The sequence below is a fragment of the Desulfobacula sp. genome (assembly GCF_030145145.1).
In the GTDB taxonomy this organism is placed as follows: Bacteria; Desulfobacterota; Desulfobacteria; order Desulfobacterales; family Desulfobacteraceae; genus Desulfobacula.
In genome coordinates this window covers 34,907-61,536 of record NZ_JAQYWD010000029.1, presented here as the reverse complement: position 1 = coordinate 61,536, position 26,630 = coordinate 34,907, and the positions used below count along the sequence as shown (strand labels likewise).

At 44.7% G+C, this 26,630-nt stretch carries 19 protein-coding genes; 8 read left to right on the top strand and 11 right to left on the bottom strand.

Going from position 1 to position 26,630, the window contains the following annotated elements:
• Positions 1–39 precede the first annotated feature (39 nt).
• Positions 40–2,040 (top strand): sigma 54-interacting transcriptional regulator, encoded by a 2,001-nt coding sequence (locus Q1Q15_RS16710; RefSeq protein ID WP_300462434.1) that lies wholly within the window; start codon positions 40–42, stop codon positions 2,038–2,040.
• Between the two features lie 357 nt (positions 2,041–2,397).
• Positions 2,398–3,600: a porin gene (locus Q1Q15_RS16705; RefSeq protein WP_300462432.1), complete on the top strand. Its 1,203-nt coding sequence runs from the start codon at positions 2,398–2,400 to the stop codon at positions 3,598–3,600.
• Positions 3,601–3,838: 238 nt separating this feature from the next.
• On the opposite strand, the gene Q1Q15_RS16700 is transcribed toward Q1Q15_RS16705, so the two are convergent.
• From Q1Q15_RS16700 to Q1Q15_RS16680, 5 genes are read right to left on the bottom strand one after another with little or no spacing between them, the layout of a single operon-like run.
• Complete coding sequence (locus Q1Q15_RS16700) at positions 3,839–4,210, bottom strand: YdbL family protein (protein WP_300462429.1); 372 nt, start codon at positions 4,208–4,210, stop codon at positions 3,839–3,841.
• Positions 4,211–4,221: 11 nt separating this feature from the next.
• A complete protein-coding gene (locus Q1Q15_RS16695; protein WP_300462427.1) occupies positions 4,222–4,422 on the bottom strand; it encodes a YnbE family lipoprotein in 201 nt (66 codons plus the stop codon).
• A 13-nt stretch (positions 4,423–4,435) separates the two neighbouring features.
• Positions 4,436–6,976: a YdbH domain-containing protein gene (locus Q1Q15_RS16690; protein ID WP_300462424.1), complete on the bottom strand. Its 2,541-nt coding sequence runs from the start codon at positions 6,974–6,976 to the stop codon at positions 4,436–4,438.
• Positions 6,966–7,940: a rhomboid family intramembrane serine protease gene (locus tag Q1Q15_RS16685; RefSeq protein ID WP_300462422.1), complete on the bottom strand. Its 975-nt coding sequence runs from the start codon at positions 7,938–7,940 to the stop codon at positions 6,966–6,968. Before Q1Q15_RS16685 ends, Q1Q15_RS16690 begins: the two co-directional genes overlap by 11 nt.
• Positions 7,937–8,758, bottom strand: a complete 822-nt coding sequence (locus tag Q1Q15_RS16680; RefSeq protein WP_300462420.1) for a putative molybdenum carrier protein — start codon at positions 8,756–8,758, stop codon at positions 7,937–7,939. The genes Q1Q15_RS16685 and Q1Q15_RS16680 overlap by 4 nt, the downstream gene beginning before the upstream one ends.
• Positions 8,759–8,859: 101 nt before the next feature.
• Between Q1Q15_RS16680 and Q1Q15_RS16675 the strand changes: the two genes are divergently transcribed.
• Complete coding sequence (locus Q1Q15_RS16675; RefSeq protein ID WP_300462417.1) at positions 8,860–9,474, top strand: HDIG domain-containing metalloprotein; 615 nt, start codon at positions 8,860–8,862, stop codon at positions 9,472–9,474.
• Positions 9,465–10,073 carry an L-threonylcarbamoyladenylate synthase gene (locus Q1Q15_RS16670; protein WP_300462415.1) on the top strand — a complete coding sequence of 203 codons (609 nt, stop codon included), beginning with the start codon at positions 9,465–9,467 and terminating at the stop codon, positions 10,071–10,073. The genes Q1Q15_RS16675 and Q1Q15_RS16670 overlap by 10 nt, the downstream gene beginning before the upstream one ends.
• A gap of 124 nt (positions 10,074–10,197) precedes the next feature.
• Here the strand turns inward: Q1Q15_RS16670 and Q1Q15_RS16665 are convergent, their stop codons facing one another.
• The 5 genes from Q1Q15_RS16665 to hisC all read right to left on the bottom strand — a co-directional run bounded on the left by Q1Q15_RS16665 (position 10,198) and on the right by hisC (position 19,397).
• On the bottom strand, positions 10,198–14,292 hold the full coding sequence (locus tag Q1Q15_RS16665) for an IPT/TIG domain-containing protein (protein WP_300462412.1): 4,095 nt from the start codon (positions 14,290–14,292) through the stop codon (positions 10,198–10,200).
• 285 nt (positions 14,293–14,577) lie between these two features.
• Positions 14,578–15,480 (bottom strand): signal peptide peptidase SppA, encoded by a 903-nt coding sequence (gene sppA, locus Q1Q15_RS16660; RefSeq protein ID WP_300462409.1) that lies wholly within the window; start codon positions 15,478–15,480, stop codon positions 14,578–14,580.
• A 110-nt stretch (positions 15,481–15,590) separates the two neighbouring features.
• Positions 15,591–17,519 carry a 30S ribosomal protein S1 gene (locus tag Q1Q15_RS16655; RefSeq protein WP_300462408.1) on the bottom strand — a complete coding sequence of 643 codons (1,929 nt, stop codon included), beginning with the start codon at positions 17,517–17,519 and terminating at the stop codon, positions 15,591–15,593.
• Positions 17,520–17,624: 105 nt separating this feature from the next.
• On the bottom strand, positions 17,625–18,296 hold the full coding sequence (gene cmk / locus Q1Q15_RS16650) for a (d)CMP kinase (RefSeq protein WP_300462405.1): 672 nt from the start codon (positions 18,294–18,296) through the stop codon (positions 17,625–17,627).
• A 9-nt stretch (positions 18,297–18,305) separates the two neighbouring features.
• A complete protein-coding gene (hisC, locus tag Q1Q15_RS16645) occupies positions 18,306–19,397 on the bottom strand; it encodes a histidinol-phosphate transaminase (protein ID WP_300462402.1) in 1,092 nt (363 codons plus the stop codon).
• A 260-nt stretch (positions 19,398–19,657) separates the two neighbouring features.
• On the opposite strand from hisC, the gene Q1Q15_RS16640 reads away from it, so the two are divergent.
• Complete coding sequence (locus tag Q1Q15_RS16640) at positions 19,658–20,833, top strand: DUF1343 domain-containing protein (RefSeq protein ID WP_300462400.1); 1,176 nt, start codon at positions 19,658–19,660, stop codon at positions 20,831–20,833.
• Between the two features lie 160 nt (positions 20,834–20,993).
• Here Q1Q15_RS16640 and Q1Q15_RS16635 read toward each other — a convergent pair whose 3' ends face one another.
• Positions 20,994–21,260 (bottom strand): hypothetical protein, encoded by a 267-nt coding sequence (locus tag Q1Q15_RS16635; RefSeq protein WP_300462398.1) that lies wholly within the window; start codon positions 21,258–21,260, stop codon positions 20,994–20,996.
• Positions 21,261–21,477: 217 nt separating this feature from the next.
• Between Q1Q15_RS16635 and Q1Q15_RS16630 the strand changes: the two genes are divergently transcribed.
• Genes Q1Q15_RS16630 through dapB form a run of 3 tightly spaced genes read left to right on the top strand, consistent with a single transcriptional unit; the run spans position 21,478 to position 26,628 of the window.
• Positions 21,478–24,123: a 1-acyl-sn-glycerol-3-phosphate acyltransferase gene (locus Q1Q15_RS16630; protein WP_300462395.1), complete on the top strand. Its 2,646-nt coding sequence runs from the start codon at positions 21,478–21,480 to the stop codon at positions 24,121–24,123.
• A 4-nt stretch (positions 24,124–24,127) separates the two neighbouring features.
• Positions 24,128–25,780: a sugar phosphate nucleotidyltransferase gene (locus Q1Q15_RS16625; protein ID WP_300462391.1), complete on the top strand. Its 1,653-nt coding sequence runs from the start codon at positions 24,128–24,130 to the stop codon at positions 25,778–25,780.
• A 14-nt stretch (positions 25,781–25,794) separates the two neighbouring features.
• Complete coding sequence (gene dapB / locus Q1Q15_RS16620) at positions 25,795–26,628, top strand: dihydrodipicolinate reductase (RefSeq protein WP_300462388.1); 834 nt, start codon at positions 25,795–25,797, stop codon at positions 26,626–26,628.
• The last annotated feature ends 2 nt before the right edge of the window (positions 26,629–26,630 follow it).

Here is a 26,630-nt window from a genome sequence, read left to right as displayed (position 1 = left end):
CGTTATCTTGACAAGCATCCCCAGGAATTCTATTTTAACATGGACCTTACAAAAACCGCCACAAGGAAAACGAAGATGCAGGACATGCCAGATAAAACCACGACACAAGGGCATTGGGAAACGGCCAGGGATTCAACCAAAGGGTATGATGGGCAGGTCCAGGATTTTGTTCGTGCGTCGTGGAAACGAAGCAAAAAATACAATGTTGATCCATACAAACAAGAGAACACCGTCCTGCTGGATGAACGACAAATGACCCGTCGCAGGCAGGCAAATAAAAAGTTGATCGACAACGTACTTCCCGCGATATATGACTTGCGGGAAATCACGAAAGAACGCGGCTGTTGCTTTACATTAGCAGATAAAACTGGGATCATATTAGAAAAAATCGGTTCCCGGGAAGCCCTGGATTTCACCGCCCATGGCAATTTTATTGAGGGGGCAGACTGGTCCGAAAAAATCATGGGGACAAACACCATTGGAACCGTATTGGCACTTGATCGCCCCATTTACATGTCCGGACATGAACAGTATTGCCGCTGCGCCTGCCTTTGTTCCAGCTCCGGGGCACCGATTCATGATACCAACGGTGAGATTCTCGGCGTTCTCAATCTAACCGGCCCTTACAACCAGTTGAACCGGCATTCATTAGGGGCGGTGCAGACAACGACCAGGGGCATTGAACGCAAATTAGAGCTGTCAACGCTTTACCGGCAGACAGAAGCATCAAATTTACTCAAAAAGGCCATTATTGAATCCATCAGAGGGTGCTTAATTGCCATAGATATGGCCGGACAAATTGTTCAAATCAATGAACAAGGTCGCCTATTGCTGGGGATTGACACAAAAGACAATTTTAATTTTAAAAAATTTGTTCGTCACAACAACCCCCACCTGATGCCCATGATATCGACGCATAAACGCATTTATGGCGAAACGATCACCTGGATCACACCCGAAGGACAGAGAAAAAAATTCATTGTCAATATTACCCCTTTTAAAAAACAAACCAGCGAACAAATAGAAGGGCATGTGATTGTCATGATCAAAATGCATCCCCTTGTGCGCAAAATCATTAAATCAAAAGCCAATATCATCTTTGACAACATTATTGGAGAAAGCAGCCGGTTTAAATATGCCATCAACCAAGCCAAACTGTCAGCGAAATCAGATTCCAGCGTCTTATTATTAGGGGAAAGCGGGGTGGGCAAAGATCTTTTCGCCCAGGCCATTCATAATGCCAGCCAGAGAAAGCGGGAAACCTTCTTTGCCATTAACTGTGCGGCCTTACCCCGGGAACTGCTCTCCAGTGAATTATTCGGGTATGATGAGGGCGCTTTTACGGGTGCTCGAAAAAAGGGGAACCCGGGTAAATTTGAATTGGCGGACCGGGGCACTATTTTTTTAGATGAAATAGGCGAAGCCCCCCTGGACCTGCAAGCGTCATTATTGAGGGTTTTAGAGGAAAAAGAGGTCATCCGGCTGGGGGGCACAGACCGTATCCCATTTGATGTGCGCGTGATCTGCGCGACAAATAAAAGTATTATTGAAGAGATAAAAAACAATAATTTCCGTCATGACCTGTTCTATCGAATCGGGGTCATCACCATTAATATCCCCCCCCTCAGGGAGAGAAAAGAGGACATACCACTCCTGGCAACATCCCTTTTGAAAAATATCAGCAAACGATTTGGTAAAGATATCCGAAAAATTGATCCCAAGGTAATGGACATATTGATAAACCATAACTGGCCCGGGAATGTCAGAGAGCTCTCCAATATTATTGAACGGGCCATCAATCTGGCAATATCACCGATTGTCACCTGTGATTTGCTGCCCCCTGAATTGCTCGAAACCGGTTCTTCAAATGCGATCTCCATGTGGGAAGAATCTCCCACCCGGGCAAAAGCGGAAGCACAGTTGATTCAAAACTATTTGATTAAATTTGATAACAACAAAGCCAAAACAGCCAAAACACTAAATATTTCCCGAAGCAGCCTGTATAGAAAACTCAAACAATATGGTATTTCCCCAATTTAAAATCTCACCTTTCGGTCTTCCGCTTTAATGGAAGGGGTCAGGCCGGATAATAAACCCGAAACAGTGTCCTATATTAAAACACTATTGATATCAAAAGTGTTCTTTTTTGGGTCAACATCGTATTGATTTTTCTTCAGAGACTGTCAATAAAACCCGTTCATTTCCAACCTGAAAAAAACAAATAAACCGTCATTTGATTCCCAACAGCGGGTTTAAGGTTTCCCGGATACCCCTCGTGATTTGATAATCAACCGGATGGCATGCTCCTTGCTCAACTCTCACCATCATGTTGATGAACATGAGGTCCATCAACACGAAAAATGAAGATACATATTTTTTTAAAAAAAAGGGAAAAAAATGAAACCATTAAGATTTGTATTTGCAATTATGGTGATCGCAGCAGCTGCCGTTTTGCCGGCAGCAGCTGCTGACTTTTCTGCCGGCGGCTCTTACCGTGCCCTGGCAATCAGTGAAGATCCAGGCGGCAACACGCCAACATCCCATTATTTTGACCAGCGGCTCAGACTTGCCTTGAAATGGGACATTAATGATAATGTCAAGGCCCAGCTCCGGGGTGACTTTGCAGAATTCACCTGGGGGGATGACTACCGTCCGGATCAGGGTAGTGACACCCTCATGGTGGACCGTGCCTTTGTCACCATCAAACAAGGCCCCCTGACGTTAAAAGTAGGCCAGCAGGCCGGTGAATGGGGCCTTGGAACGCTCTGGAGTGACCAGTTTCAAGGAATTCAGGCGGATATTGCGCTCAGTCCGTTCACCCTTAAACTGCTGTATTCTAAAGAATCTGAGGGTGGGGTCACCGGGGACACCATCACGGACAACAACCCCAATGACGATGATGACATATACGGTGCAAGCGTTCTCTATGCAACCGATGCGTTTTCCGGGGGACTGTCCTACGCCATGCTGAAATCAAGGTCTGATTCAGCTGGTCTGGCCCGGGATTTCACCACCAATGGATATGCGGCCCACATCATTGCGCCCATGGGCAGCAACATGACCGTCAGTGCTGAAGGGGCTGTTTTCAGTGGTGATGACGGCGCTGCAACGGATTATAAAGGCACCCAGTTCCACGCGGCTTTAGACGTGGCTTTGACTGAAACCATCAAAGGGGGCGTCACCGTACTCTGGGCCGACGGTGTGGATGCAAAGGAAACCCAGATAACCAGCATCCAGGACGATGGGGTCTTTGCCGCGCTGGATTTTGCGGGTGCATTGGGTGCTGATAATGGGAATTATGGCAACAACACGGGTATCTTTGATGTGTCCGGTAACGGAAAAGGGGCTCTCGGTATTGTGGGGGATATCCAGTTCGCAGCCACGGAAGAGTTAACCTTTTATGCAAAACTGGGGTATGCTGAACCCAATGACAACGACAATCTGGACAGCAACCTCTATGCCATCGGCAATGTTGATTATGCCTGGATGCCGGCGGTAATGCTTTCCGGTGGTGTCGGTTATGTTGTTCCGGATTATGCGGACAACACCAATGATGACCCTGTGGTTGAATTCATCTTCCGCCTCGGGGTATCTTTTTAAATAACATCCATGCCCTGACGGGCACAACAGAACATGAAAGTTATGAGAGGTGAGTATTGAGTATTGAGGAGGCATAATTTCTCACTACTCAATACTCATAACGCACTACTTTCATATAAAAAGGCTAACCGCTAATGGCTAACCGCACAGATCGCATTTTTTCAGCCATGATCAAAACCGCTTTATTTTCAGCGATTCATCAGTGAAAACAGGGCAAATCGATGTCAATCAAACAACCTTACTTTTTATGCCACGAGCCATCCGGATGCTGGAAAAATTCTCCCGGCAATGCCTTTTCGGCTTTTCGTTGGGCTTGAATTTTTTCAACCAGTTGCAGCGTGGTGTTCTGCTGTTTGGCGAAATGCGCATAAATGGCATTTCTATCTTTATTTTCAGCGGCAATCACATCTTCCTGAACCCGGGTCTGGGTCACATAACCCAGATACCCGCTGTTATCTTCTCCAATAATGCCTTTTGCCTTCAAATCTGCAATTGCCGGAAGCCGATCCCGCATTCTCTCTTTAATTCCGTCGGCAAGGGCAGCGTGGGCCGTCACCATCAAACAGACGATCAATAAAAGCGTTATTTTGAATAATGTACGAATATTCATGTGTTCTCCTATTATTTTTTTATTTTGTTTTCAGCAGCTTCAAGATCATCAAAAAAGTCATCAAGGGCTTTTTCAACTTTAACATTCACATCAATGGTAATGTGGATGGGCTTTATTTCAACAGGTTTCAGTTCAACTTGATGGCTTGACTGACATCCTGCGACCATAAAAAGGGCAAGGAACACTGCCATGAACAACATATTTTTGACCATACACTCTCCTTTTTTACTTTAAAATTGAATTTAACTTACTACCAAATTTCATCACGTCATTAAAGGGAAGTTTTAAATTTACATCCAGTTTAATCCCCTGAAAACGGGATCCAGGACTTGACGCATCCACCCTGACAAACCCCCCCAGGTCTTTTTTATACGCAAAGGGTAGAAGATTCGACGGTTTCCCATCTAATTCCATATTGACCGACAGCGTGTCTTCAAACGTGTTAAAGACGAGTTTTGCCCAGTTATAATCAAAATCCTTCAATGCCTCCTGGGCCAGATCAAGTTGGGTAAACTGCGGACTGTTCATGGGAATACCTGCCGTTATCCTGTCGGTGTTCTGAATCATGACTTTCCCACCACTGCCCGGCGTTGAAAACAAAAACCCGTTGTCAAAGGAGAGATTCCCATCTGAATAAATAACGGGAATACGACCGTTCAATGTGCCGCTGCCCTGGGCATTGAATGCCCCCATCTGTTTTAAAAGCTGGGTTAATTCCAACCGGTCGCAATAAAGGGTTAACGCATACGCGTTATTCTCCTGGGGTATCCGGATGGACTCTGAAGAAACAAGGCCATTACACCATTTGAACCGTATATTTTCAAGGAGAAGAAACCGGGCATCTTCCAGGCTGAATCGAACATTTATATCCGTGATCTTTATTTTATTCACGTCAATTGAATCAATGGTTAACCGCTGACCTGGGACACTCTCCATCACCAGGAGGTCATTCAGATCCACTAGGGTGTTAATACCGGCGGCAGTGAAATCCATATCCGGCATATGCAGGGTCCCATCATTGATGGTCACCTGCAGGGAGGTGTTTAATTGATGCCGGCGATACGTGGCCGACCCTTTGACAGAAGCCGTCATATCGATTTCTGCGGTTGGGATGATTTGTGGGATCACTTTTTCAATATCTGCATCCGTTAGTTTAACCGGTTTTGTGTAAACCGCCAGGGTGGCCAAAAATCCTTTGTCAAATCCGATGGTGGCATTGATGTGGGCGGTTAAATCCGGCAGCGCCTTCAAGGTAATGCCTCCGGTAACCTGAAATGTATTTGAATCTGTTTGAAGAACCCTGCCCGTTGCACCGAAGTGATGCTGGTTGTTGTAAGAAATGATCGGGATGGAATAGGTGCCATATGTCTTTTTCCCCGTGCTGGGATATTGGATCGGGACTTCAATTTGAATCCCGGAAGCACTGGTCTTAAATTCAGTTGATGTGACAGTCCCGTTGGAAGCCGTTACTAAGATATTGCCGGAAGGCGTATGGGTTTTGTCAAGCGAGACTCCCCCCGATACCCCGACAAAAGGAAAGAAGGATGTCACTGAATCGGATGTGATCTTGACCTTGTTTGCCCTCAGCATCAAATTTGCGGTTACCCCATTGCCATCATCGGAAAAATCCAACCCGATATCCGACGATAGTGTTGTCTCTTCAAAAAAGAATTGCGCTTGTGGGTGTTGAACCTGTCCCGCTTTCAAGCGAACGGTTATTTCTCCTTTCCCCTTGATAGCGGACCCATTGTAATGGGCCGTGAATTGAGACGTTGTGATATTAACAAGGGGGGATGCAGTGGCCATTTGATAGGCATCTATTTTTCTGCTGTTAAGGGTCAGGTCAATCACATGATCATTTTTCAAATCAAGGATCATGTCATACGCCATCGGGGTTGCCGGCAGAACGGAACAGGAGATGTCAAAGGTGCCGGCGGCACTTATTTTCCGGGGATCAATTAAAACAGTGGTCACCACATGTTTAACAACCGCCTCAACCGGTTGAACAAAACCGATTTGAGAGATATACAAGGTCCATTTCTGAAGGGGTGAGGCAGATTCCAAATTAAAATCAACAGGACCTTTTAAGTATAAATTTTTTATTTTTTTCGATACAAATGGCTCAATATGCCCTAAATCAAAGTCTTTGCCGTCAACCTTTAAAAACTCAACCCCTTTATTCATATCATAGGTGAGAACCGTGTTGAGTTTCTCTCCAAATGGATACCATTGGGCCTGAACGTTTATTTTTTCCCCCTTGGGACGAATAAAGCACACCCCATCAAAAGGAATGAAAATGTCTTCATTCTCTGCATGCAAAATTATTTTAGCATTCTGCACGACAATTTTTTCCGGTAAAAACGGTAAAAACGACCGGTCCGTTTGGCTGGTGTGATCTTTTGATGGGGGGGGGAGGGTCACGCCCTGAAGGGCAATGCCATGGGTGGCATCAAGGCTGGCATGCAGGGTTAAGCCGGATACGGTAACCTGGCGGAAATGAACGGTTGACAGGCCTTTTATGTGATAGTCCAGGCGGACTGAATCCATAAAGATGCCCTTGCCCACACCAATGCCGGAAATAAAGGCCGTGGAAACCCCTAACCGCTGTATATCAAACCCAACATCATTGGCACTTAAAACTGGCGGCAGTCTTTTTTTAATCTGTAACGCCACAATCTGGGGAAGATTGATGAACACAAAAAGACAGGCAATGATAAGCCCCAGGCAAATCCAGACACTGATGGGTATGATTCGTTTAAATCGCATTTTTGATATTCACCGCCAGATACATGTCTCCTTTGACACCCCCGGCAATGGATTTCCCCATATTTGAAAGCCGTAACCGGGTTCCCTGTTTCACCCCGGGAGGAATTCTGACCTTGTAAAGGGGCTTATAAAATCCCCAGGGAATGGTCACCATTTTATTGGCACCGGTAATGGCTTCAAGGGAGGTAATGTCAATATTCCCGTAAAGATCCAGGCTATCCGGGCTGCCGGATGTCACAATCATCTGAAGTCTCGGGGTATGCTTTTTCATGGTAAACGGACGGATCTTCTTCCGGATGCCGGTTTCCGGCAATTTTTCGTTCACCTTGACCAATAGGAGGCCGGCCACAAATCCACCGATATGGGCCCACCAGGCAATACCCGATCCCGCACTGCTGCCGGCTGCATTTAAAAACTGGATTAAGAACCAGATGCCCAGAAAAATAAATGCGGGAATTTCAACAAACCAGGGGATGATGATGATGGGGATAACCGTTAAAATCCGCGATTTTGGAAACAGCAGAAAATAAGCCCCCATCACACCGGCAATGGCGCCACTGGCGCCAATGGTGGGGACCATGGATACAGGGTTCAATAAAAAATGACACCCGCCGGAAATAATCCCGCACATCAGATAAAACCCGAGAAATCTTAACGCACCAAAATGTTCTTCAACATTATCCCCGAAAACATACAGGAACCACATATTTCCTAAAAAATGGAAAAACCCGCCATGTAAAAACATATACGACAAAAGGGAAAACACCTGGTTAATGACTGTAAAATGCCTGGATACCTCGGGAACGGTATATTTCGCCGGAACCAATCCGTAAAGATAAAAAAAGACGTTATCCGTTAATCCGACTTGAAGCTGCAGCAAAAACACCAGCAAATGGATGCCCATGAGAGAATACGTCACCACCGGCACAGTATTGGATGGCTGGGTATCTCGAATGGGAATCATTTCATCACCCGCAACAAATGATCTGTTTCAAGATCTTGTTTAAACCGTTTTAAAATTTCCATCACAGCATCTTCAATGTCACAGGTGTCCACCTGCATCCGGTCAGAACACGCGTGTAAAAGTGCTTTGTTTTCAGTATCAAATCCCACGCGATGTCTAACATATTCCATCAGGGTAAAATAAAGCATGGGGATCTGCCGGGGGCTGGATTTTGCAATAAAAATCCGGGTCTTAAGCGGCAGGCTGTCCCTCAGCAGATCAAAAGCCGCTTCCAGTGTTTGAGGAAAATCCGCTTTAACCGGTCCGTCGGGAATGTGGTCACGGATAACCATGTCCTGCCGGGTATCCAAAAAAAGTTGATAAAGTGTGACCTCAAGAACCGTTTTTACATCCGTGTAGATCCAGGGATGGTGGCTCAGCCGGGGGCCTGCCACATTCAAAATTTGAATCCCGTTTTCCAGGATAAACGATTTTAAAATAATGGAGGCCTCAAATTCCTCTGTTTTTAACAGGTCAATAAAACAATTTGGTCTGCCAAGTACTTTTGCAAACGTCTGGGTCAATTTTGATCCACCGGAAAGATTTCCCCGGGAGAGAATGACAGTACCATTAGAATCAATAATATTCTGTTTTGTACGATCCCTGTAATCGGTTGATTCCATTTCCCTTAATTGATATTTCATGGGTAATGGCCCTTCTTCAGTTCTCCGCCCCTTTGAAATCCATCCACCATGATCTAAATTAAATTTAAGGGCAACATCAAGGGCTGCCCTGTCCGCTCCGGTTTGTCCGCCTGAAATAATTTTTTTCAACATCATAAATTGTATCACCACCTTTAAAAAAATCCTTTTCTATCATATCAGTAAGGGGTATAACTTCAATATAATTTTATTATTTTGAACAATTAAGCGATTGATTGATGAATATACCCTCTGAAAAAAAATGTTTTGAGCTGATAGAAAAAATGGGAATGATGGATCATATTATCGACCACTCGATCATGGTTTCCAATGTAGCACGATTTTTATGTCAAAACCTTAAAGACGCAAACGCCGATCTTGATATCCGCCTGGCAAGGTCTTCGGCACTGCTTCATGACATAACAAAAACCAGAAGTTTTGAAACAAAAGAGAACCATGCCGAAACCGGCGGCCAGATACTGACCCAGTTGGGCTATCCTGAAGTCGGGGATATCATCCGCCAGCATGTCATTTTGGATTCTTATGAACTTGATTCTCCAGTTACCATACCGGAAATTGTTAACTATTCCGACAAACGGGTGTTGCACGACAAAGTCGTCTCATTGACCCAAAGACTCGAATATATCAAAATAAAATATGGCACAAAAAAAAAGTTTAGGGACCGGATACAGATCATGTGGGGGAACACCGTGAACCTGGAAAATAAAATTTTTATCCACCTCACTATCGGACCCAGCCAATTATCAGGCTGTGTCACCCAGGACATTCAAAAAAGAACAGGCTTGAACGAATCATTCACAACAAACAGGATAAAAAATAACCCATGCTGCTGAAAATCAATCCGTACAATCCCCAGGAAAGGGCCATCGAAAGGGTGGTGGATATTATTCAAAAAGGCGGAATTATCGCCTATCCCACCGATACCGTCTATGGCATTGGGTGCGATATTATGAACAAACGAGCCATTGAAAAAATTTATTCGATTAAACAACGGGATAAAAACAAACCGTTTAGTTTTATCTGCCCTGATTTAAAGGATATTTCCAAATATGCCAAAGTGTCAAATTTCGCTTACCGAAACATGAAACGGCTATTGCCGGGTCCCTATACCTTTGTTCTAACCGGCTCTAAACTGGTTCCGAAAATGATGCTGACCAAACGGAAAACAGCCGGGATAAGGGTGCCGAACAATGCCATTGCCCTGGCACTGGCCAGTACCCTCGGCCACCCCATCATTTCCACCAGTGCCACCCATCCGGACGGCAAGGTTTTTGAAGACCCGTCCCTGCTGCATGATTATTTTATCAACATCATTGATGTGGTCATTGATGGTGGCCCGGTTCCCGGGGCACCATCCAGTGTCGTTTCTTTAATTGATGATATACCGGAGATTATCCGTCACGGTGCCGGAGATATTGATATATTCGAATAGTACTCGAAAAAAAAATTCCTGACCGTTTTCGGTTGTATAATCATACCCCAATGGGAAGGGGGTGCTTTTTTTTAAAAGCACCCCCTTTTTTTATCTATAGAACGGGTCCGTTTAACATATCGGGTTAAGGTGTTCTTGTGACCGACCAGTTTCCATTATTATCAGACCAGCCAGGCTCATCAAACGCAATGACATAGGTCCCAGAAGCCGTTGTGCCGGAACTGAGACGTCCTTTCACCGTCAATGTGTATGCGGCTGTCCCTGAAACGGTTCCCGACAGGGTGGCTGTTCCTGCTGTTGTGAAATTTATCCGATTGTTGGGATAGGTATAATTACCGCCAACGGCCAGTGAAACAGCCACGCCATTTCCCGGGTTAAACGTCCAGTTCCCGCTCATGGATAGATCCTGTTTGAACTCCCAGTTTTCAATGGTACCGGATCCGCCAATGGAACTGTTTGAAATGGTTCCGTTCCAGATACCGACAGGATTAGACCCCGGCTGCACCATGCCGGCTTTTTGCAAGATATCCGAGGACTCTGCAATTCCAATTTTCCCATCGCCATTAGACTCTGCAATGAGAGACAGGTTGTCCTGGTTTATGCCAGTCATCACTTTTAAGGATATGATAGCATCAGCCAGTGTCACATTCCCATCATAATTAATATCTCCATTAAACGGTTTAATTATAAAAGGTACGGTTATCATAGAAAAATTTTCATCATTGTCTCGAACCTGAAGAAAGTAGGAATAAGATCCGGGCACAAGTGGCTGGCCGGTATATGCAACCGATGTCGCAGTAATGTCATGGATATCAAAGAGCCTTACGCCGTTAGAATCATTGAGTTCAACCCCGTACCTGAAACCGCTGCCAACCCCTGTCCATGAAAAAGACTGGAGGTCTGATATGGCCTGTCCGATTGCTGGATACGACGGCACAGCAAACACATTCACAAAATTATTCACCGTGGCAGTGGCAGTAGTACTCGCCTGGTTTTCCACAATGGTCAGTGTGTACGTCAGCGGCAGCGCCGGCTGACTGGTTCCGAATTCCGGTCCGAAATTGGTATAAGGCGCGGTTGTCGGCCATGAAACCCAGGAATGGTGGGTTTCATCGTAGTTGAGGGTGATGGAACCGGTGATCCCGGGGCCGGTCACACTGACGGATGTAATCGTGCTATCAGGGTCCTCGACAATGATTTCCACCCAGTTGTCGGTCTGGGTATGACCGGAAAATGCCATGATTTCATACTTGTGCTGATTGCCATAAACCATCCAATTTGCGCCTTCTTTTCGGAAATAAAGCGTATCAGACTCCACTCCGTTCCAGACAAGTGTCATCACCGCCTGATCCGGTTGGACTGAAACCGACTGGATGACATAGGCCAGGGTTTCACCGGCCTGGATCATCTGGCTGATCTCTGCCTCAAATTGAGTGCGAGTCATGCCGTCATCCAGATAATCGGTTGAAACAAAAGCCATAAACCCTGAAAGACTATTATTTGCGTAAGCAGCCATGGCAGATTCAAAGGTACTCCGAATGGCGGGTTCATCCACTGATGTACCAAAAAAAGAGGTCTCGCAAAGGGCATCGGATCGAACTTTGACCCAGGATGACGGTTTATCAAAGCCCCACCCTGTTTTGGTCACCGTCAGCTTCACGGTGACGTCGGCCGGGACATTGAGAACAGCAAAGATGCCGTTACCATAGGTTGCCGAGCCGCCAAAAGTACCGGACATATCCTGGTAGGTCGTAGGAAACGTCTGATTGGTATCAGCGGCATTAACAGCGGTCACAATAGCACCGTCCAGGTAATCCGCGGGAGTATTCAATCGGCTTACCCGGCCCCGTATTATGCCGTTACCGGTGGTATTCCCCCAGGTAGAAAGCGTTCCTGCAGGGAAAAGGCTGTATGGCAAAAGGGTCTGAATATTTTCATTAGCGTTGAATATTGCGCTGTAGACCGGTGTAAATCCGCTTTTGGTGATGGTCAATTCAAAATTTTGATCCGCTCTGATCCCGGAAAGCTGAAAATCACCATCCGCAGAAGTTTGTGCATAGACAGTGTAATTTTCAACCACCTGCACGGTGGCATCGCTGATTCCTACTGACGGATAAGTATTGCCCCCGGTTTTTACCGAGCTTGCAAAGGAAATTGAGGGATATCCTGTATTAAAAAAATAAATATTGTCGGTAAGGCCCGGTGTAAGGGTTACCGGTAGCGCATTGGAAAAAGAATCTGCATTGGGATACCACTGGGGCATCAATGCATCCCCTCCATCCAGGAGTCGCAATTTGTATGTCCCCGGTGTAATTCCGCCCACATCAAAATTCTTATCGCCATGCATGAGAAACAGTTGCCGGGTAAAAGCAGGGGTGGTTCCGTTGGACAGGTCGTAAAATTCAAGGGTGAACATCTCAGCAAATGCATCATCCAAAGGTCGGACACCACCCTTGAGTTCTGAAAGAGACGGATCATTCACAAGATAAAGGGGAAGAACCCGCTTGCTTGATCCAGTTGACGTATTGAACAGCACCATACCTAAATCTGATGGCGTATTGATCAAATTAAAGGTTGATGAAGATGATAAATAATCTAATGCATAATTGATTTTATCAAGAAAATCCGCATCAAATCCCATCATGCCGGACGAATCAAAGCCGGTCCAGCTCAACGGTCCATCCGCCTGAGCCTGGAAAACAATAGGGTCTTTTCTGGTGTTGTACACAGACTGGGGACTCAGAGAAATCAATGTTACGGATGGAGAAGGGATTGACACGGTTATGACAAAAGTTTCCTGGTAGCCATCTGTGGTGGTGGCGGTGATGGTAGATGATCCTGACTGCAAGGCATAGAATTCAGGCCCGAATGCCCGGTTATAGACGCCGACCACACCAGGGTTGCCTGACTGTAAGCTTAAGGGGCCGTTTCCCCACGTGCTCCAGATCGTTCCATCCGTGTCGACAGCTTCGACGGTCAAAGTAATCTGGCCTTGGGTTGAGATTGTTTTGTCGGTCAGATACGTGATAATGTTTGTTCCGCTGCCAGAGTCCCAGGTGGTTTCAGAAAACCGGATGTCCTTAATGGCTGCCACTTTAAGACTGCAGGATGCCTGACGGGTTGCGACAACGCCATCCGTGGCCTGGATGGTAAATGGATACTCACCAGCCGAAAGCGATGCGGTATTGATTTTCAGCACTACACCGCCCGTGTTCTTTACGGGAATCGGCAGAAAGGTTGCACCCGTTCCCGGGGGAAGGCCCTGTATGGTAAAATTGACACCCGTCTGGGTGGTGAATCCGTTGAGAAAATCAAGACGGTAAACAAACTCGGCGATCTGGCCCTTGACAACCACGAGCTTTTTTTGCAACCCATTCACCGTGTAGTTGGGTGAAGTGACATCAAACAAATGGTTGATGTTACTCTCCACAAAATCTGCAGTGACACTGACCGAGCCGCTCCGGGCAGGGTCCTGGATCATCACCACAATACTGGTGTCAGACGCAGATGTCACGGTTATACCGGCGGCACTTCCGCTGATCTTGACCACGGGAGAGGTTGCGCCAAAGCCGGTCCCCATTATGGTCAGGCTGGACTGGTAATCACCCGTGGAAGAAGACAGGCTTAAAATATGGGGTAAATCGCCAATGGTCACGGCAGCCGCTGTTATAAGCGAGATATCGTCCACAACGAAAGGTCCGTAATTTTCCTTGTCCACTTCAATTTTGACAAGTTTCCGGACATTGGCTGGGACCGTGTAAGATGCTGTAAAAACAGACCCGGGATCACTGGGATCCATGGGGATGGCACTATTATCAGGGGAAAGGATTTTAACCCGGGAAACAGCATTGCCCGTGTCCACAAAGGTCAGGTAAAAAACAATGGTATTGCCGGAAGGAAGGGTGGGTGTTGTGGTGATCAGCCGGGCCTGGAAATTAAGGGTTGCCCCTCCCACCCCCGTGACATTAAGATTCTGGTAAATAACCGTTCCATTGTAACCATAGGTTGGGGGATGAAGGTCAATGGCACCACTGGTCAGGGGTGTCCAGCCGGGTCCGGTTTCAGGGTTAACAATCCACTCGGACAGGTCACTTGAAAAATTTCCGTTTCGGATCAAATCTGTGTCTTGCGCCTGGGCAGGTAAAGAACCCAGAAAAATGGGGATGATCAAAACCAGTAGAAACTTCGCCATCATTTTAACCTGTTTTATTTTTCCCATAAAAAAAATCTCCTTAAAAAAAAGGGTGTAATTTTGCCGTTCAAAACCTGGAATTCATTGCTATCAAAACCCTTAAAGTTTAGCAACTATATTAAAACTTAACTGAACCCATCTTTTCAAAAAAATAGCCGCACCCTGCTATTTTTAACCATATTTTATGGCCCAACAATAAATATATTCTGTTTGGGAGATATGCTTTCGTCCCGGAAAGACGATTAAAGGACCTTTATCGACAATATTCTTGAAAGAATGAAAATAAAGCTGCGATGTTCTTTGGCCTTAACATCAATTGATGATATACCGGAGATTATCCGTCACAGTGCCGGAGATATTGATATCTTTGAATAAGGTGTCCGCCAGTTTTTTAATAAATGTAATCTTGTCTTCCTTGGGATACACCGGCGTTAATTTCCCCTGGATATTGGCCATTTCCCCTGCCAACTGAACGGCATCATCAAGATTCCCCAGGCGGTCAATTAATTTTAAGGTGAGGGCATTCTGACCGGAATACACCCTTCCATCCGCCAGCACTGCCATTGCTTCAACGTCCATACCCCTTGCAGTGGCAGCGTCTGTCACAAATTGGAGATGGAGCTCATCCACAAGGGCTTGAAGCAGTTTTTTTTCAGACTCTTTAAGATCCCTTAAAGGCGACCCGATATCCTTGAACTGACCGCTTTTAATCACAACAGGAGATATGCCGATCTTTTTAGCGATTTCCATGATATTGGCATATTCCATGATCACACCGATGCTGCCGGTAATGGTGCCGGGGTTGGCAACGATCTTGTCACATGCCGATGCAATATAGTATCCACCCGAGGCAGCCACCGATCCCATGGACGTAATGATTTTTTTATCCTTTCGGGTTTTCATGATTTCCCGGTAGATTTCCTGGGAGGGTCCGATTCCCCCCCCCGGAGAATCAATTCGTAAAATAATGGCTTTGATCGCATCATCCTCACGAAAGGTTTTGATGTCCTGAATTGTTTTTTTTGAAGACAGAATCATTCCATTGATTTCCACAACACCAATATTACCGTTGGCAGATGTATAGTGTTGTGAAAATTGGGTGGTCAACAGTTTTGAACTGAAGGACACGAGAACGACAACGCCAATAAACATGATCGTTAAACAAGCTGTCACAATCATTAAAAAAAAGAGGAAGGGATGTCTTCGGGCAAACATATAAACGTCCTAATAATGAGTTTAAAAAAAAGGCCGGATCAACGCTATGGTTATCCGGCCCTTTATACACTATTTATCACTCAAAAACGATGAGTTTTAAAATTTTTCCGTTATTCTTCAGGTTTATCTGTTTCTTCACTGTCCTGTTTTTGCGCTTCCTGAATTTTGTTGGCTTCGATCTGCTCCTGGATATTGCTTCTCAGCATTTCCCCAAAAGAAGAGGTTGCCGGTTTCAAATTTTTAGCAAGATCTTCAAGGTATTTATCATCATCGTCTTCTTTAAGGCGCTTGATGGATAGACCGATCCGTCTTTCATCGCTGTTGATGTTCATTACTTTCGCCGTAATGGTTTCACCAATCTGATAATGTTCTTTCGGGCTTTTCACATTCTCTTTGCTGATTTCAGACACATGGACAAGGCCTTCAATGCCTTCTTCAAGTTCAACAAATACACCAAAGTCTGTCAGGTTTGTGATAACGCCGGAAATTTCCTTACCGACTTTATACCGTTCTCCAACCGATTCCCATGGATCTGCCTGGGTCTGCTTGATCCCCAGAGAAAATCGTTCATTGGATTTGTCAATATCGAGAACAACCGCCTGGATGGTATCATTTTTCTTGTAAATCTCGGACGGATGCTTGATTCGTTTTGTCCATGAAATATCTGAAATATGAACAAGCCCATCAATATCATCATCAATTCCGATAAAAAGACCGAATTCCGTAATATTTTTTATTTTACCCTCAATGATGGTGCCCACGGGATATTTCTGAGAAATCACTTCCCATGGATTATCCACGGTCTGTTTGATGCCCAGGGAAATTCTACGGTTATCCGGTTTCAGGTCAAGAACAACGGCCTCAACGATTTCCCCCACGGTTACCATCTGGGATGGATGACGGATCTTTCGTGTCCAGGACATTTCAGACACATGAATGAGTCCTTCAACCCCTTCTTCAAGTTCAATGAACGCGCCGTAATCTGTCAGGCTGACCACTTTGCCGGATATTTTTGAGCCAACGGGGAATTTATCCACCGCTGTTGTCCATGGATCAGGTGTCAATTGTTTCATACCAAGGGAGACTCTCTCTTTTTCAAGATCAAAAGAAAGAATCTTAACATTGATTTTGTCACCAATGGTAAAGAGTTCCGAGGGATGCTTGACCCTGCCCCATGAAATATCTGTAATATGCAGAAGGCCGTCCACGCCGCCAAGATCGACAAACACACCGTATTCGGTGATATTTTTAACGATGCCTTCCATGACCTTGCCATCTTCAATCGCCTCAAGCGTCGTACTTCTCAGTTCATCCCTTACCGCTTCAAGGAGAACACGCCTTGAAAGAACGATATTGTTTCTCTTTTTGTTATATTTGAGAATTTTGAATGTATAGGTCTGGTTCACCATCTCATCCATATTGCGGATGGGTCTGAGATCCGCCTGTGATCCGGGAAGGAATGCCAGAAGGCCGATATCAACAGAGAACCCGCCTTTAACCCGACTGGTAATTACCCCTTCAATGGTTCCATCGTCATCGTAAATGTCTTTAATTGCGTCCCAAATTTTAACTTTTTTGGCTTTTTCATGGGACAGCAGAACAGTTTCTTCTTCTTCATCCCAGACTTCAATCATTACCTCAAATTCATCATTGACATTGACATTGACATTGCCTTCCTCATCAATGAATTCATGAATAGAGATCTGCCCTTCGGATTTATATCCGACGTCTACAAGAACCGTATCCCTGCCAACAGATATGACCGTTCCGGTTACGACCTGCCCTTCTTCAAATTTTTTAAGGCTGGACTCGTAGATGTCCAAAAGTTCTTCCATTGTTTCGTCACCGGTTATTTCGGGCATGGATGCAGATTCATCCTCTTCAGGCATGGGTGCATCCTCTTCTTCAGACATGGGTGCATCTTGTTCCTCTTCAGGTTCAGTCACCGCTTGTTCTTCTTCAGACACCAGATCATCTTTTTTCTCTAAGGTTTCAGTATTCATTTTTTGATTTTCGTTTTCTTCAGCAATGTTATTCATTAATATTAATCTCCCTAAACGTATTTTGCACTTCTCTAAAAAGAACGAAATATAGACAAGTACAATTCTTTTTTATACCAAATGAAAATAAAAAAATCAATAAAATTATTGCGTCTTACCTGCTTTTTCAATAATCCCAAGCATTTTTTCAACCACCTGGTCAGCGGTCATAAAAGAGGCATCAATTTCTATGGCATCTGCTGCCGGTTTGAGAGGTGCCGTTTCCCGGTGAATATCATTGTTATCCCTCAGCGCCATTTCCTGTTGAACCTGGTGAATATCTTTTGCTTCATCCGGCATTTCATCATAACGCCGTTTCGCGCGAACGCTTAAATCCGCAACAAGAAAAAATTTACAGGCCGCTTCCGGGAAAACCACCGTTCCCATATCTCTGCCTTCAAATACCGCATCGGTTGTCCGGGCAATGTGTCTTTGAATATCCAAAAGCGCTGCCCGAACCTGTGGTTTTCCAGAACAAGCAGATGCCAGAAGGGCGATGTCAGATGTCCGGATAAACGGAGAAATATTTTTTCCTGAGGACATTAAAACAAACGCCTGGTTTTCCATCACAAAATATAGATCCAGTGTCTTTAAAAAATTTTCCAAAACCGCATCATTTTCCCATTCAACTTTCTGTTGTTGAATTTCAAAGGCAACCCCCCTGTAAAGGGCACCGGTGTCAACATAGACACACCCAAGCTTTTGGGACAACAAATGGCTGACAGTGGTTTTACCCGCACCGGCAGGGCCGTCAATGGTGATAATTCTGGTTCCCATGTGTCGTTTTTACCTTTTTAAAACGCGTTTCAATGCCTGAATAAAAATAAGGTTCTCCTGTTTTGTTCCCGTATTCACCCGGATGAACGTATCATACCCATAGGAAGTCATTGATCTTACAATCACCCCCTGTTTCAGCAGTTCTTCAAACACCTGTGTGGCATCTGTTTCAAGATCCAGCATCAAAAAATTAGACTGCGTCGGCAAACAGCGAATCCCCATGGTTTCAAGCGCATCAAACAGGAAATCAAGGCCCTCATGGGTGGCCTGGATACTTTTAGTAAAAAACACCTCATCATCAAGGGCAGCCGCCGCCGCAACCTGGGCAAGACTGTTCACATTAAACGGCTGCCGGATCCGGTTTAAAACTTCAGCAATTTCAGCATCCATTATGCCGTACCCGACCCTGAATCCTGCAAGTCCATAGGCCTTGGAAAATGTTCTAAGGGTCACGATCCTTGGATCCTGTAAGGGGTGTGTTAAAGAATTATAAACCGCATCATCTCTTACAAACTCGATATAGGCTTCATCCACAACCATAATGACATCATCCGGTACGGTTTGTGAAAATTCATTGAATTCATCCCAGGTTATCGTGCTGCCGGTGGGATTAAACGGGTTGGTAATAAAAATCAATCTTGTTTTAGGGGAAATGGCATCAACAAGACCCTCCAGATTTGTGGCATAATCCGCTAAAGGAACCATAACCGGCACCCCTTTGGCGGTCTTAACACTGATTTCGTACATCAAAAAAGACGGCAGGGGCATAACAGCCTCATCCCCGGGATTTAAAAAGCCATGAGCCAAAAGTGAAATAATATCGTCAGACCCATTTCCCAAAACCATATTCTGTGGTTGAACGTGAAATTTTCCGGCAAGTTTATTGCTTAAAATATAGGCGGAAGATTCAGGGTACCGGTTCATATCCTTCATCTGTTGGTTGACGGCATCATGCACCCGGGGGGAGAATCCCAGGGGATTTTCATTGGAAGCAAGCTTGACGGGATTTGAAATATGGTATTCTCTTTCAACTTCCTTGAGCGGTTTGCCCGGCACATACGGTTTAATGGTGGCGATCTGATCGCTGGTTTTAAATTTCATGACCTGATTCTCCTAAAACATAAAAAGAATTATATTTAGTTAGGATTTGAAATTTTGTCAACGATTATGATAGGAAAGACCCTGAACAATTAATGAACTCAACTTTCGACCTTTAGCTTTAATCGACGGGGTCAGGCTTTCTTTATGGTACTTTTTATCACTATTTTATGACCAGACGGGTAAAAAGTGCCATAAAGAAAGCCTGACCCCAGGCATAAATGGCCAACCCTGAAATTTGAGTTAATGAACATAAGGAATTTATGAAAAAACGTATCTTCACCGGCCTTGAAAACCTCATCACAAATCCACCGGATTATTTAAAGGGAAAACGGCTTGGCCTGCTATGCAATCCCGCTTCGGTTGACCATCATTTCACCCATGCATCCAGACTGATTGACCACATTTTTCCGGGGCAGTTAAAAATCCTATTTTCTCCCCAGCATGGATTTCATGGGGAAAAACAGGACAACATGGTTGAATCCGGCCACTTTATGGAACCCGACTTGAATATCCCGGTATTCAGTTTGTATAAGGATACCAGAATCCCCAGCAAAGACATGTTTGACCCAATTGATGTGCTGCTGATTGATATTCAGGATGTTGGCACCCGGGTCTATACCTTTATTTATACCGTATCCTTTTGTCTTGAGATGGCAGCAAAGTTGCATAAGCGGGTAGTCATACTGGACCGACCCAATCCCATTGGCGGCACTCAGGTAGAGGGCAATGTTTTATCCGAAGCGTTTGCCTCTTTTGTGGGTAGATTTCCGATTCCCATGCGGCATGGATTGACCATCGGGGAAATATCCCAGTTGTTCAACCGGGAATTTCATCTGGGATGTGACCTGACCATTATTCCCATGAACGGCTGGAAAAGACAAATGTATTGGCAGGATACCGGTCTTGTCTGGATTCCCCCCTCCCCCAATCTGCCGACACCGCAATCCTGCATGGTTTATCCCGGACAGGTCATCTTTGAAGGCACCAATATCTCAGAGGGACGCGGTACCACACTGCCTTTCGAACAATTCGGGGCCCCTTTTCTGGATCCAAAAAAGATAAAGGCCCAGGCAGATAAGGTGATAAAAGGGGCCTGGCTTCGTCCGGTTCATTTTGAACCCACCTCGGGAAAATGGCAGGGTCGTGTCTGCAAAGGGTTTCACCTTCATGTCACCTCACCCATTGATTTCAAACCATATATTTCCGCTTTGATCTTACTGCAGCTGATGTTCAAATTTCATCCGGATGACGTTAAATTTAAATCCCCCCCGTATGAATATGAATTTGAAAAACTACCCATAGATCTGATTCTTGGCAGTAAAACACTTCGCAAAAACCTGGTGGATTTTAAAAATTTAGCGCTGGTATCAGATCAATGGAAAAAAGAACTGGAACAATTTAACGATTGTTCAAAAAAGTACCGTTTGTATGAATGATTTACAGCAGGAAGATATATGGCACCGGGGGTTAATTACATCCCATCTTATCCCACCCGCTGAAACCCTCATGGGATCACGGGGATGGTCGTGGGCCTTTGCCATCAAAAAAAAGCCCGCGATAAAGCGGGCTTTTTTTTGATGGGTCTATCTGAATGGCTTATTTTGCTTTTTTCAGGTCGTTCAGTTCTTTTTCAAGTTTTTCGATTTTAGCCTTATCATCCTGGGGTGAAGGAGCGTCAACACCCTCATCTTTTTTCCAGGAATCTTTCAGCTCGTCAAACCCCAGATAAAGTGCAAGGCCACCACCCAGGAGAAGAACGATGGGGATACACCCTGCCAGAAGCGCTAAGAATTCACCGAACCAGACAGCCAAACCCACAACACCCAGAAGAACTGCAATCGCTCCACCAATTAACGTTTTCATAAAGAGGTCCTCCTAACATTTTAATTAAAGTACAAAATCATTCATTTACAAAAAAAACAAATGTGGAAATTGTCACCATAGGATGCAGAAAAATAGCACAGGCCTTTGTTTTTTTCAAGGCTATTTTAAGGCTATTTTAAGATTGCCATTCCCATGAACCTTTGGTAATTAACGGGAGGGCATATCATTTATCGAAAAATCCTTTAAAGGAAAAATAATGGCATTATTTCAAAAGCTTAAAGGCCTTCCAGCACTATTGTGGCTTAAGCTTCGCAAGTTGATTGATTACCTGCTGGGCAACACCTATGATTATTTTCTATGTTTTTACCCCGGCAATTCCGGATATTTTATTCAAAAGCTGATGAAACGATGGATCAACAAGCTGAATTTTGATGATCACAACATAGAAAAAATAAAAACCCTGGACAAGGACAATATTGTTGTTTATGCCAGTAAAAATAAGCGGGTCCTGGATTTTTTGTATTATCACACTAAATTAAAATCCCTGGATCTGCCCTATCCCCAGATCGGGTTTGATTTCCGGTTCTTTTTTCTCTTGCCGGTAAAGCGATTGTTTCAAATCTTTCTGTGCCATATGGATTATTTTTTTCACCACTTCCACTTCAAAGATCCCTATACAACAGGATATGCCACAAAAGAGTTATTAAACGGCAAATCCGGCTTTGTCTGCCTGATTGAAGAAGAAGATTTCTATAAACGATTTATCAAATCGACCCCTGATCCCCTTCTTCTTTTGATCGAGCTTCAAAAAACCATTGATAAAACCATCATGATTATCCCGGAAGGCATCATTTATATCACAAAGCCCATGAGAAAAGATCCAACCCTGGCTGATATTTTTTTTGGCACCCATGAGAAACCCGGGCTGATAAAACTCTTTTTTACCATGTTAAAAAAGCCGGAAAAAATAAGGGTTGAACTGGCAAATCCGGTCAATTTAAATCAATTTATCCGCCAGCCTGAAATTGAACAGCTGGATTCGGAATTTCAGGCCCACAGATTAAGAAACCTTCTAGTGGACATCCTGAACCGACAGAGAAAAAGTATTACCGGCCCGGTTTTAAAATCACGGCAGGAAATCACTGAAGATATTTTAACCCGGAAATCTTTACGGGAAGACCTGGCGCAATATGCCTTGGAAAATAACCTTACCTTGAGTAAAACCCATAAAAAAGCGGCCGGATATATCAAAGAAATTGCTGCGAACTACAATCTTCAGGTCATCAATTTCGGCAACTGGCTGTTAACCTGGGTGTTTAAAAATATTTTTGAAGATCTGGTGCTCAACCAGGATGAAATCAGCCGGATGAGAGAAAAATCAACCGAGGCCCCCCTCATCCTGGTGCCTTGCCATAAAAGCCATCTGGACTACCTTTTATTGCCCTATGTCATGCTGAGAAACAATATGCCCTGCCCCCACATTGCCGCCGGCAAAAACCTGTCGTTCTGGCCGTTAGGACCGTTATTCAGGGGAGGGGGGGCTTTTTTTCTCCGACGGACATTTAAAGGCGCCCCGCTGTATGCAAAAATTTTCGCTGCCTACCTGGAAAAACTGCTGTACGAAGGCTTTAATATCAAAATTTTCATCGAAGGCGGCAGAAGCCGGACGGGAAAACTATTAAGTCCGAGACCCGGTGGTCTTGCCATGCTCATTAATGCGTATCTCAATGGTGCCTGTGACAATCTGTATTTTGTACCCGTTTTTATCGGCTATGACCGTGTGCTTGAAGAAGATGTGTATCTAAAGGAGATCGAGGGGGGTAAAAAAACACCGGAAACATTAAAGGGTCTTATCAATGCCCGCAAATTTTTAAAGAAAAAATACGGCAAGGTCTATATGAGATTTGATGACCCCATCTCCATCAAAGAGTATATCCGGGAAAAAAATATTGATCTTTCCAAAACTTCCAGGGAAGACTATATAAAATTTATAAAAAGTTTTGGCTATAAACTGATCAATGCCATCAATGCTAATGCGGTTGTCACCCCCCATGGTATCATTGCCAGTGCGGTCCTGAACTGCTCCAAAAACACGTTTGCAAAAAAACAATTGATGGCCGGGGTCACCACGTATATGAATATATTGACCTTCATGAATGCCGAGCTTTCCGATACACTGTTAATGGATGCGGATAATTCACTGAACTCTGTCATCAACGACTTTATTTCCAGAAATTTTATCGAACTTGCCGATGAAGATGATGATGACATCACAGAAAATACCGTTTTTATTGTAAAAAATAACAAACGGGCAATTCTCGACTATTATAAAAATTCCGTGATCTCCTTTTTTATCAATTATGCGTACACGGCTGTTGCCATACTTGAAGCGGACAGGTTTCAATTTTCCTCTTCAGACCTTGTGCTCAGGTATACCTTCCTGGAAAAAATATTTACAGATGAATTTTTCTTTGACGAAGAGACCACCTATGAAGAAAATATCTCCATGTGCATAAAGGGATTTATAAATGACGGGATCCTTGTGCCGGATTCGCGTTTACCGGATGTGTTTCGCATCACTTCCAAAGGATTAAGGAAGCTCAAATGGTTTGCCGCCTTTCTCCAGCCTTTTTTCGAATCGTACAAAACCACCCTGCTTTACTTTGAAAAATATGCCGTCGATAAACATGGGGAAAAAGAACGCATCAAAAAAATCCATGCCAAGGGAACAAAACTGTATAAAGGCAAACTCATCACGTTCAAAGAATCCTTATCCCTGGTCAATTACCGCAATGCCGTCAATTATTTTACTAAAAACGGGGTTAACGGGTCTGAGGATCATATAAAGATTGACTATTATAAAAACATTCTTGACCGGTTACTTCTTTTGATTGCGTCCTAATCCCATGAAAGCACTTATTCTTTCGGCAGGGTTCGGCACCCGGCTCTTACCCTACACCCAGAAAATCCCAAAGCCCTTGTTTACGGTGATGTCCAAACCCATACTGGAACATGTCATCAACCAACTGGTGGACAATGGCTGTGACCAGATCCTGATCAACACCCATCATTTACATGACCAGATAGACCGCTTTGTCACTGAACTCAACGCGCCTGTACCGATCCGGATACTCCATGAACCGGTTCTCCTTGACACGGGCGGCGCCATTGCCAATGCCAGGCCTTTTTTAAACGATGCGCCTTTTTTTGTAATCAATTCCGATATCATTTCAAATCTTGATCTGAACCGGGTCTATGCGTTTCATACCCAGTCAAAAAGTCTTGCAACCCTTGTCCTTCATGACCATAAGGACTTCAATAAAGTCAGTATTGATGATCAGGGGTATGTCCGCAATTTTCATTCAAAAACAGACGGGCTTGCCTTTACCGGTATTCAGGTGTTGTCGCCCCGGATTTTTGATTATTTTCCCCCTCAAAAATCATTTTCAAGCATCGCGGTATATCAGGGTCTCAGCCATCAACGCCAGGTGACCGCATTTGTAGAAAAAAATCTTTTCTGGTCGGATATCGGGACACCTGCATCCTATTCAATGACCTCCCTTCTCCAATTGGCGGCATCCCAATTCGGGATCAAACAGGACGACATTAAAAATATAGACATTCATCCCCTTGCCGGTGACGGATCAGACCGGCGATGGTACCGGGCAACCTATCACAAGCAGTCAAACATTATCGGTGACCATGGCATCTGCATGCCGGACAGTGACAGACTCCGCCAATTGAACGCTTTTCTTCACATTGGCAATCATCTTTTTTCAAAGGACATCCCCGTACCCCGCATTCTCGGTTATGATGCGCTTTCCGGCATGGTCATTCTTGATGACCTGGGTGATATCCACCTGGAAACCTGGGTCAAACAGCAACCGAGTGCCCCTGCCACGTTAACGATGTACAAACGCGTGATTGACCTTGCCCTAGAGTTTTCCATCAAGGGTCTTCAAGGGTTTAAACCGGAATGGACCTGTCAGACCGAAACATATTCCAGACAAGTGATCATCGAAAAGGAATGCCGGTATTTCATGGAGGCGTTCATTCAGGGGTATTTAAAATTAGACATTTGCTTTCATGAATTTTTAACTGAATTTTATCATGTCTCAGACCATGCCCTGAAACATGGATTTATGGGGCTGATGCACCGGGATATGCAGTCCAGAAATATTATGATCCACAATAATCACCCGTTTTTTATTGATTTTCAATCTGCCAGGCAGGGACCGCTGCAATATGATCTTGCATCTTTATTGATGGACCCGTATGTTAAGTTGAACGATCAAATGCAAACAGATCTGTTACACTATACCATGGAAAAATTACGGTTGACCCCGGGGGAAAGTCACCATTTTTCAGAGGGGTATCATTATTGCTGTTTGACCAGAAACTTACAATTTCTGGGGGCTTTCAGTTTTTTGAGCCAGGTAAAAATGAAACCGCAGTTTGAAGCATATATCCCTGATGCGGTAACCTCTTTAAAAAAAATCATCACAGGGTTGAATACCGATAAACTCCCCAAACTTTCAACCCTGGTTCAAACCCTTTAAAGGAGTCGTTATAAATGGAAAAAACACCGATCATGATCAATGGCCTGCCGGGAAATGTTGCCAGGACCATGGCCCAGTCTGCCATCACCGACAGCAGGTTTAATGTCATCCCCTTTTCCCTTACCGGCCAGGAAATTGAAGATACCACCACTGTCATTGAGTCCCTTGTTTTTGAACTTGTCAAGCCCGATATCAGGGATAAAAAAATCCAGCAGATAAAAACCCGATTTCCCTCTTTTATCACCATTGATTATACCCATCCCAGTGCCGTGAACTCGAATGCACTTTTTTATACCCAGAACCAGATCCCTTTTGTCATGGGCACCACAGGAGGGGACAGGGAACAATTGGAACAGGTGGTAAAAAAGGCTTCAACTCCGGCGGTTATTGCACCGAACATGGCCAAACAAATTGTGGGCTTCCAGGCCATGATGGCATATGCAGCCAGCACATTTCCCGGTCTGTTTAAAGGGTACACCCTGGCGGTGGCGGAAAGCCATCAAAAGGGGAAAGCTGACACGTCAGGGACTGCCAAGGCAATGGTGGGATATTTTAACACCCTGGGAGTCGACTTTGACACAAAGGACATTCAAATGGTCAGGGACCCGGATGTACAGGAAAAGGAGTGGCATATTCCCAAAGAACACCTGGCCGGTCACGGGTGGCATACCTATACCTTAACGGCAACAGATGGTTCCGCCCTGTTTGAATTCAAACACAATATCAACGGCAGGGAGATTTATGTCAATGGTACCTTTGATGCGGTTCTGTTTCTCAAGGAAAAACTGACTGAACCGGATACCCCCCGGAAACTGTATACGATGATTGATGTATTAAACAGGAAATAACC

Excerpts from the sequence above, each read along its gene's own strand:
- Q1Q15_RS16710 (WP_300462434.1), top strand. The coding sequence starts at position 40 with ATGGACCTTACAAAAACCGCCACAAGGAAAACGAAGATGCAGGACATG.
- Q1Q15_RS16705 (WP_300462432.1), top strand. The coding sequence starts at position 2,398 with ATGAAACCATTAAGATTTGTATTTGCAATTATGGTGATCGCAGCAGCT.
- Q1Q15_RS16700 (WP_300462429.1), bottom strand. The coding sequence starts at position 4,210 with ATGAATATTCGTACATTATTCAAAATAACGCTTTTATTGATCGTCTGT.
- Q1Q15_RS16695 (WP_300462427.1), bottom strand. The coding sequence starts at position 4,422 with ATGGTCAAAAATATGTTGTTCATGGCAGTGTTCCTTGCCCTTTTTATG.
- Q1Q15_RS16690 (WP_300462424.1), bottom strand. The coding sequence starts at position 6,976 with ATGCGATTTAAACGAATCATACCCATCAGTGTCTGGATTTGCCTGGGG.
- Q1Q15_RS16685 (WP_300462422.1), bottom strand. The coding sequence starts at position 7,940 with ATGATTCCCATTCGAGATACCCAGCCATCCAATACTGTGCCGGTGGTG.
- Q1Q15_RS16680 (WP_300462420.1), bottom strand. The coding sequence starts at position 8,758 with ATGATGTTGAAAAAAATTATTTCAGGCGGACAAACCGGAGCGGACAGG.
- Q1Q15_RS16675 (WP_300462417.1), top strand. The coding sequence starts at position 8,860 with ATGAATATACCCTCTGAAAAAAAATGTTTTGAGCTGATAGAAAAAATG.
- Q1Q15_RS16670 (WP_300462415.1), top strand. The coding sequence starts at position 9,465 with ATGCTGCTGAAAATCAATCCGTACAATCCCCAGGAAAGGGCCATCGAA.
- Q1Q15_RS16665 (WP_300462412.1), bottom strand. The coding sequence starts at position 14,292 with ATGGGAAAAATAAAACAGGTTAAAATGATGGCGAAGTTTCTACTGGTT.
- sppA (WP_300462409.1), bottom strand. The coding sequence starts at position 15,480 with ATGTTTGCCCGAAGACATCCCTTCCTCTTTTTTTTAATGATTGTGACA.
- Q1Q15_RS16655 (WP_300462408.1), bottom strand. The coding sequence starts at position 17,519 with ATGAATAACATTGCTGAAGAAAACGAAAATCAAAAAATGAATACTGAA.
- cmk (WP_300462405.1), bottom strand. The coding sequence starts at position 18,296 with ATGGGAACCAGAATTATCACCATTGACGGCCCTGCCGGTGCGGGTAAA.
- hisC (WP_300462402.1), bottom strand. The coding sequence starts at position 19,397 with ATGAAATTTAAAACCAGCGATCAGATCGCCACCATTAAACCGTATGTG.
- Q1Q15_RS16640 (WP_300462400.1), top strand. The coding sequence starts at position 19,658 with ATGAAAAAACGTATCTTCACCGGCCTTGAAAACCTCATCACAAATCCA.
- Q1Q15_RS16635 (WP_300462398.1), bottom strand. The coding sequence starts at position 21,260 with ATGAAAACGTTAATTGGTGGAGCGATTGCAGTTCTTCTGGGTGTTGTG.
- Q1Q15_RS16630 (WP_300462395.1), top strand. The coding sequence starts at position 21,478 with ATGGCATTATTTCAAAAGCTTAAAGGCCTTCCAGCACTATTGTGGCTT.
- Q1Q15_RS16625 (WP_300462391.1), top strand. The coding sequence starts at position 24,128 with ATGAAAGCACTTATTCTTTCGGCAGGGTTCGGCACCCGGCTCTTACCC.
- dapB (WP_300462388.1), top strand. The coding sequence starts at position 25,795 with ATGGAAAAAACACCGATCATGATCAATGGCCTGCCGGGAAATGTTGCC.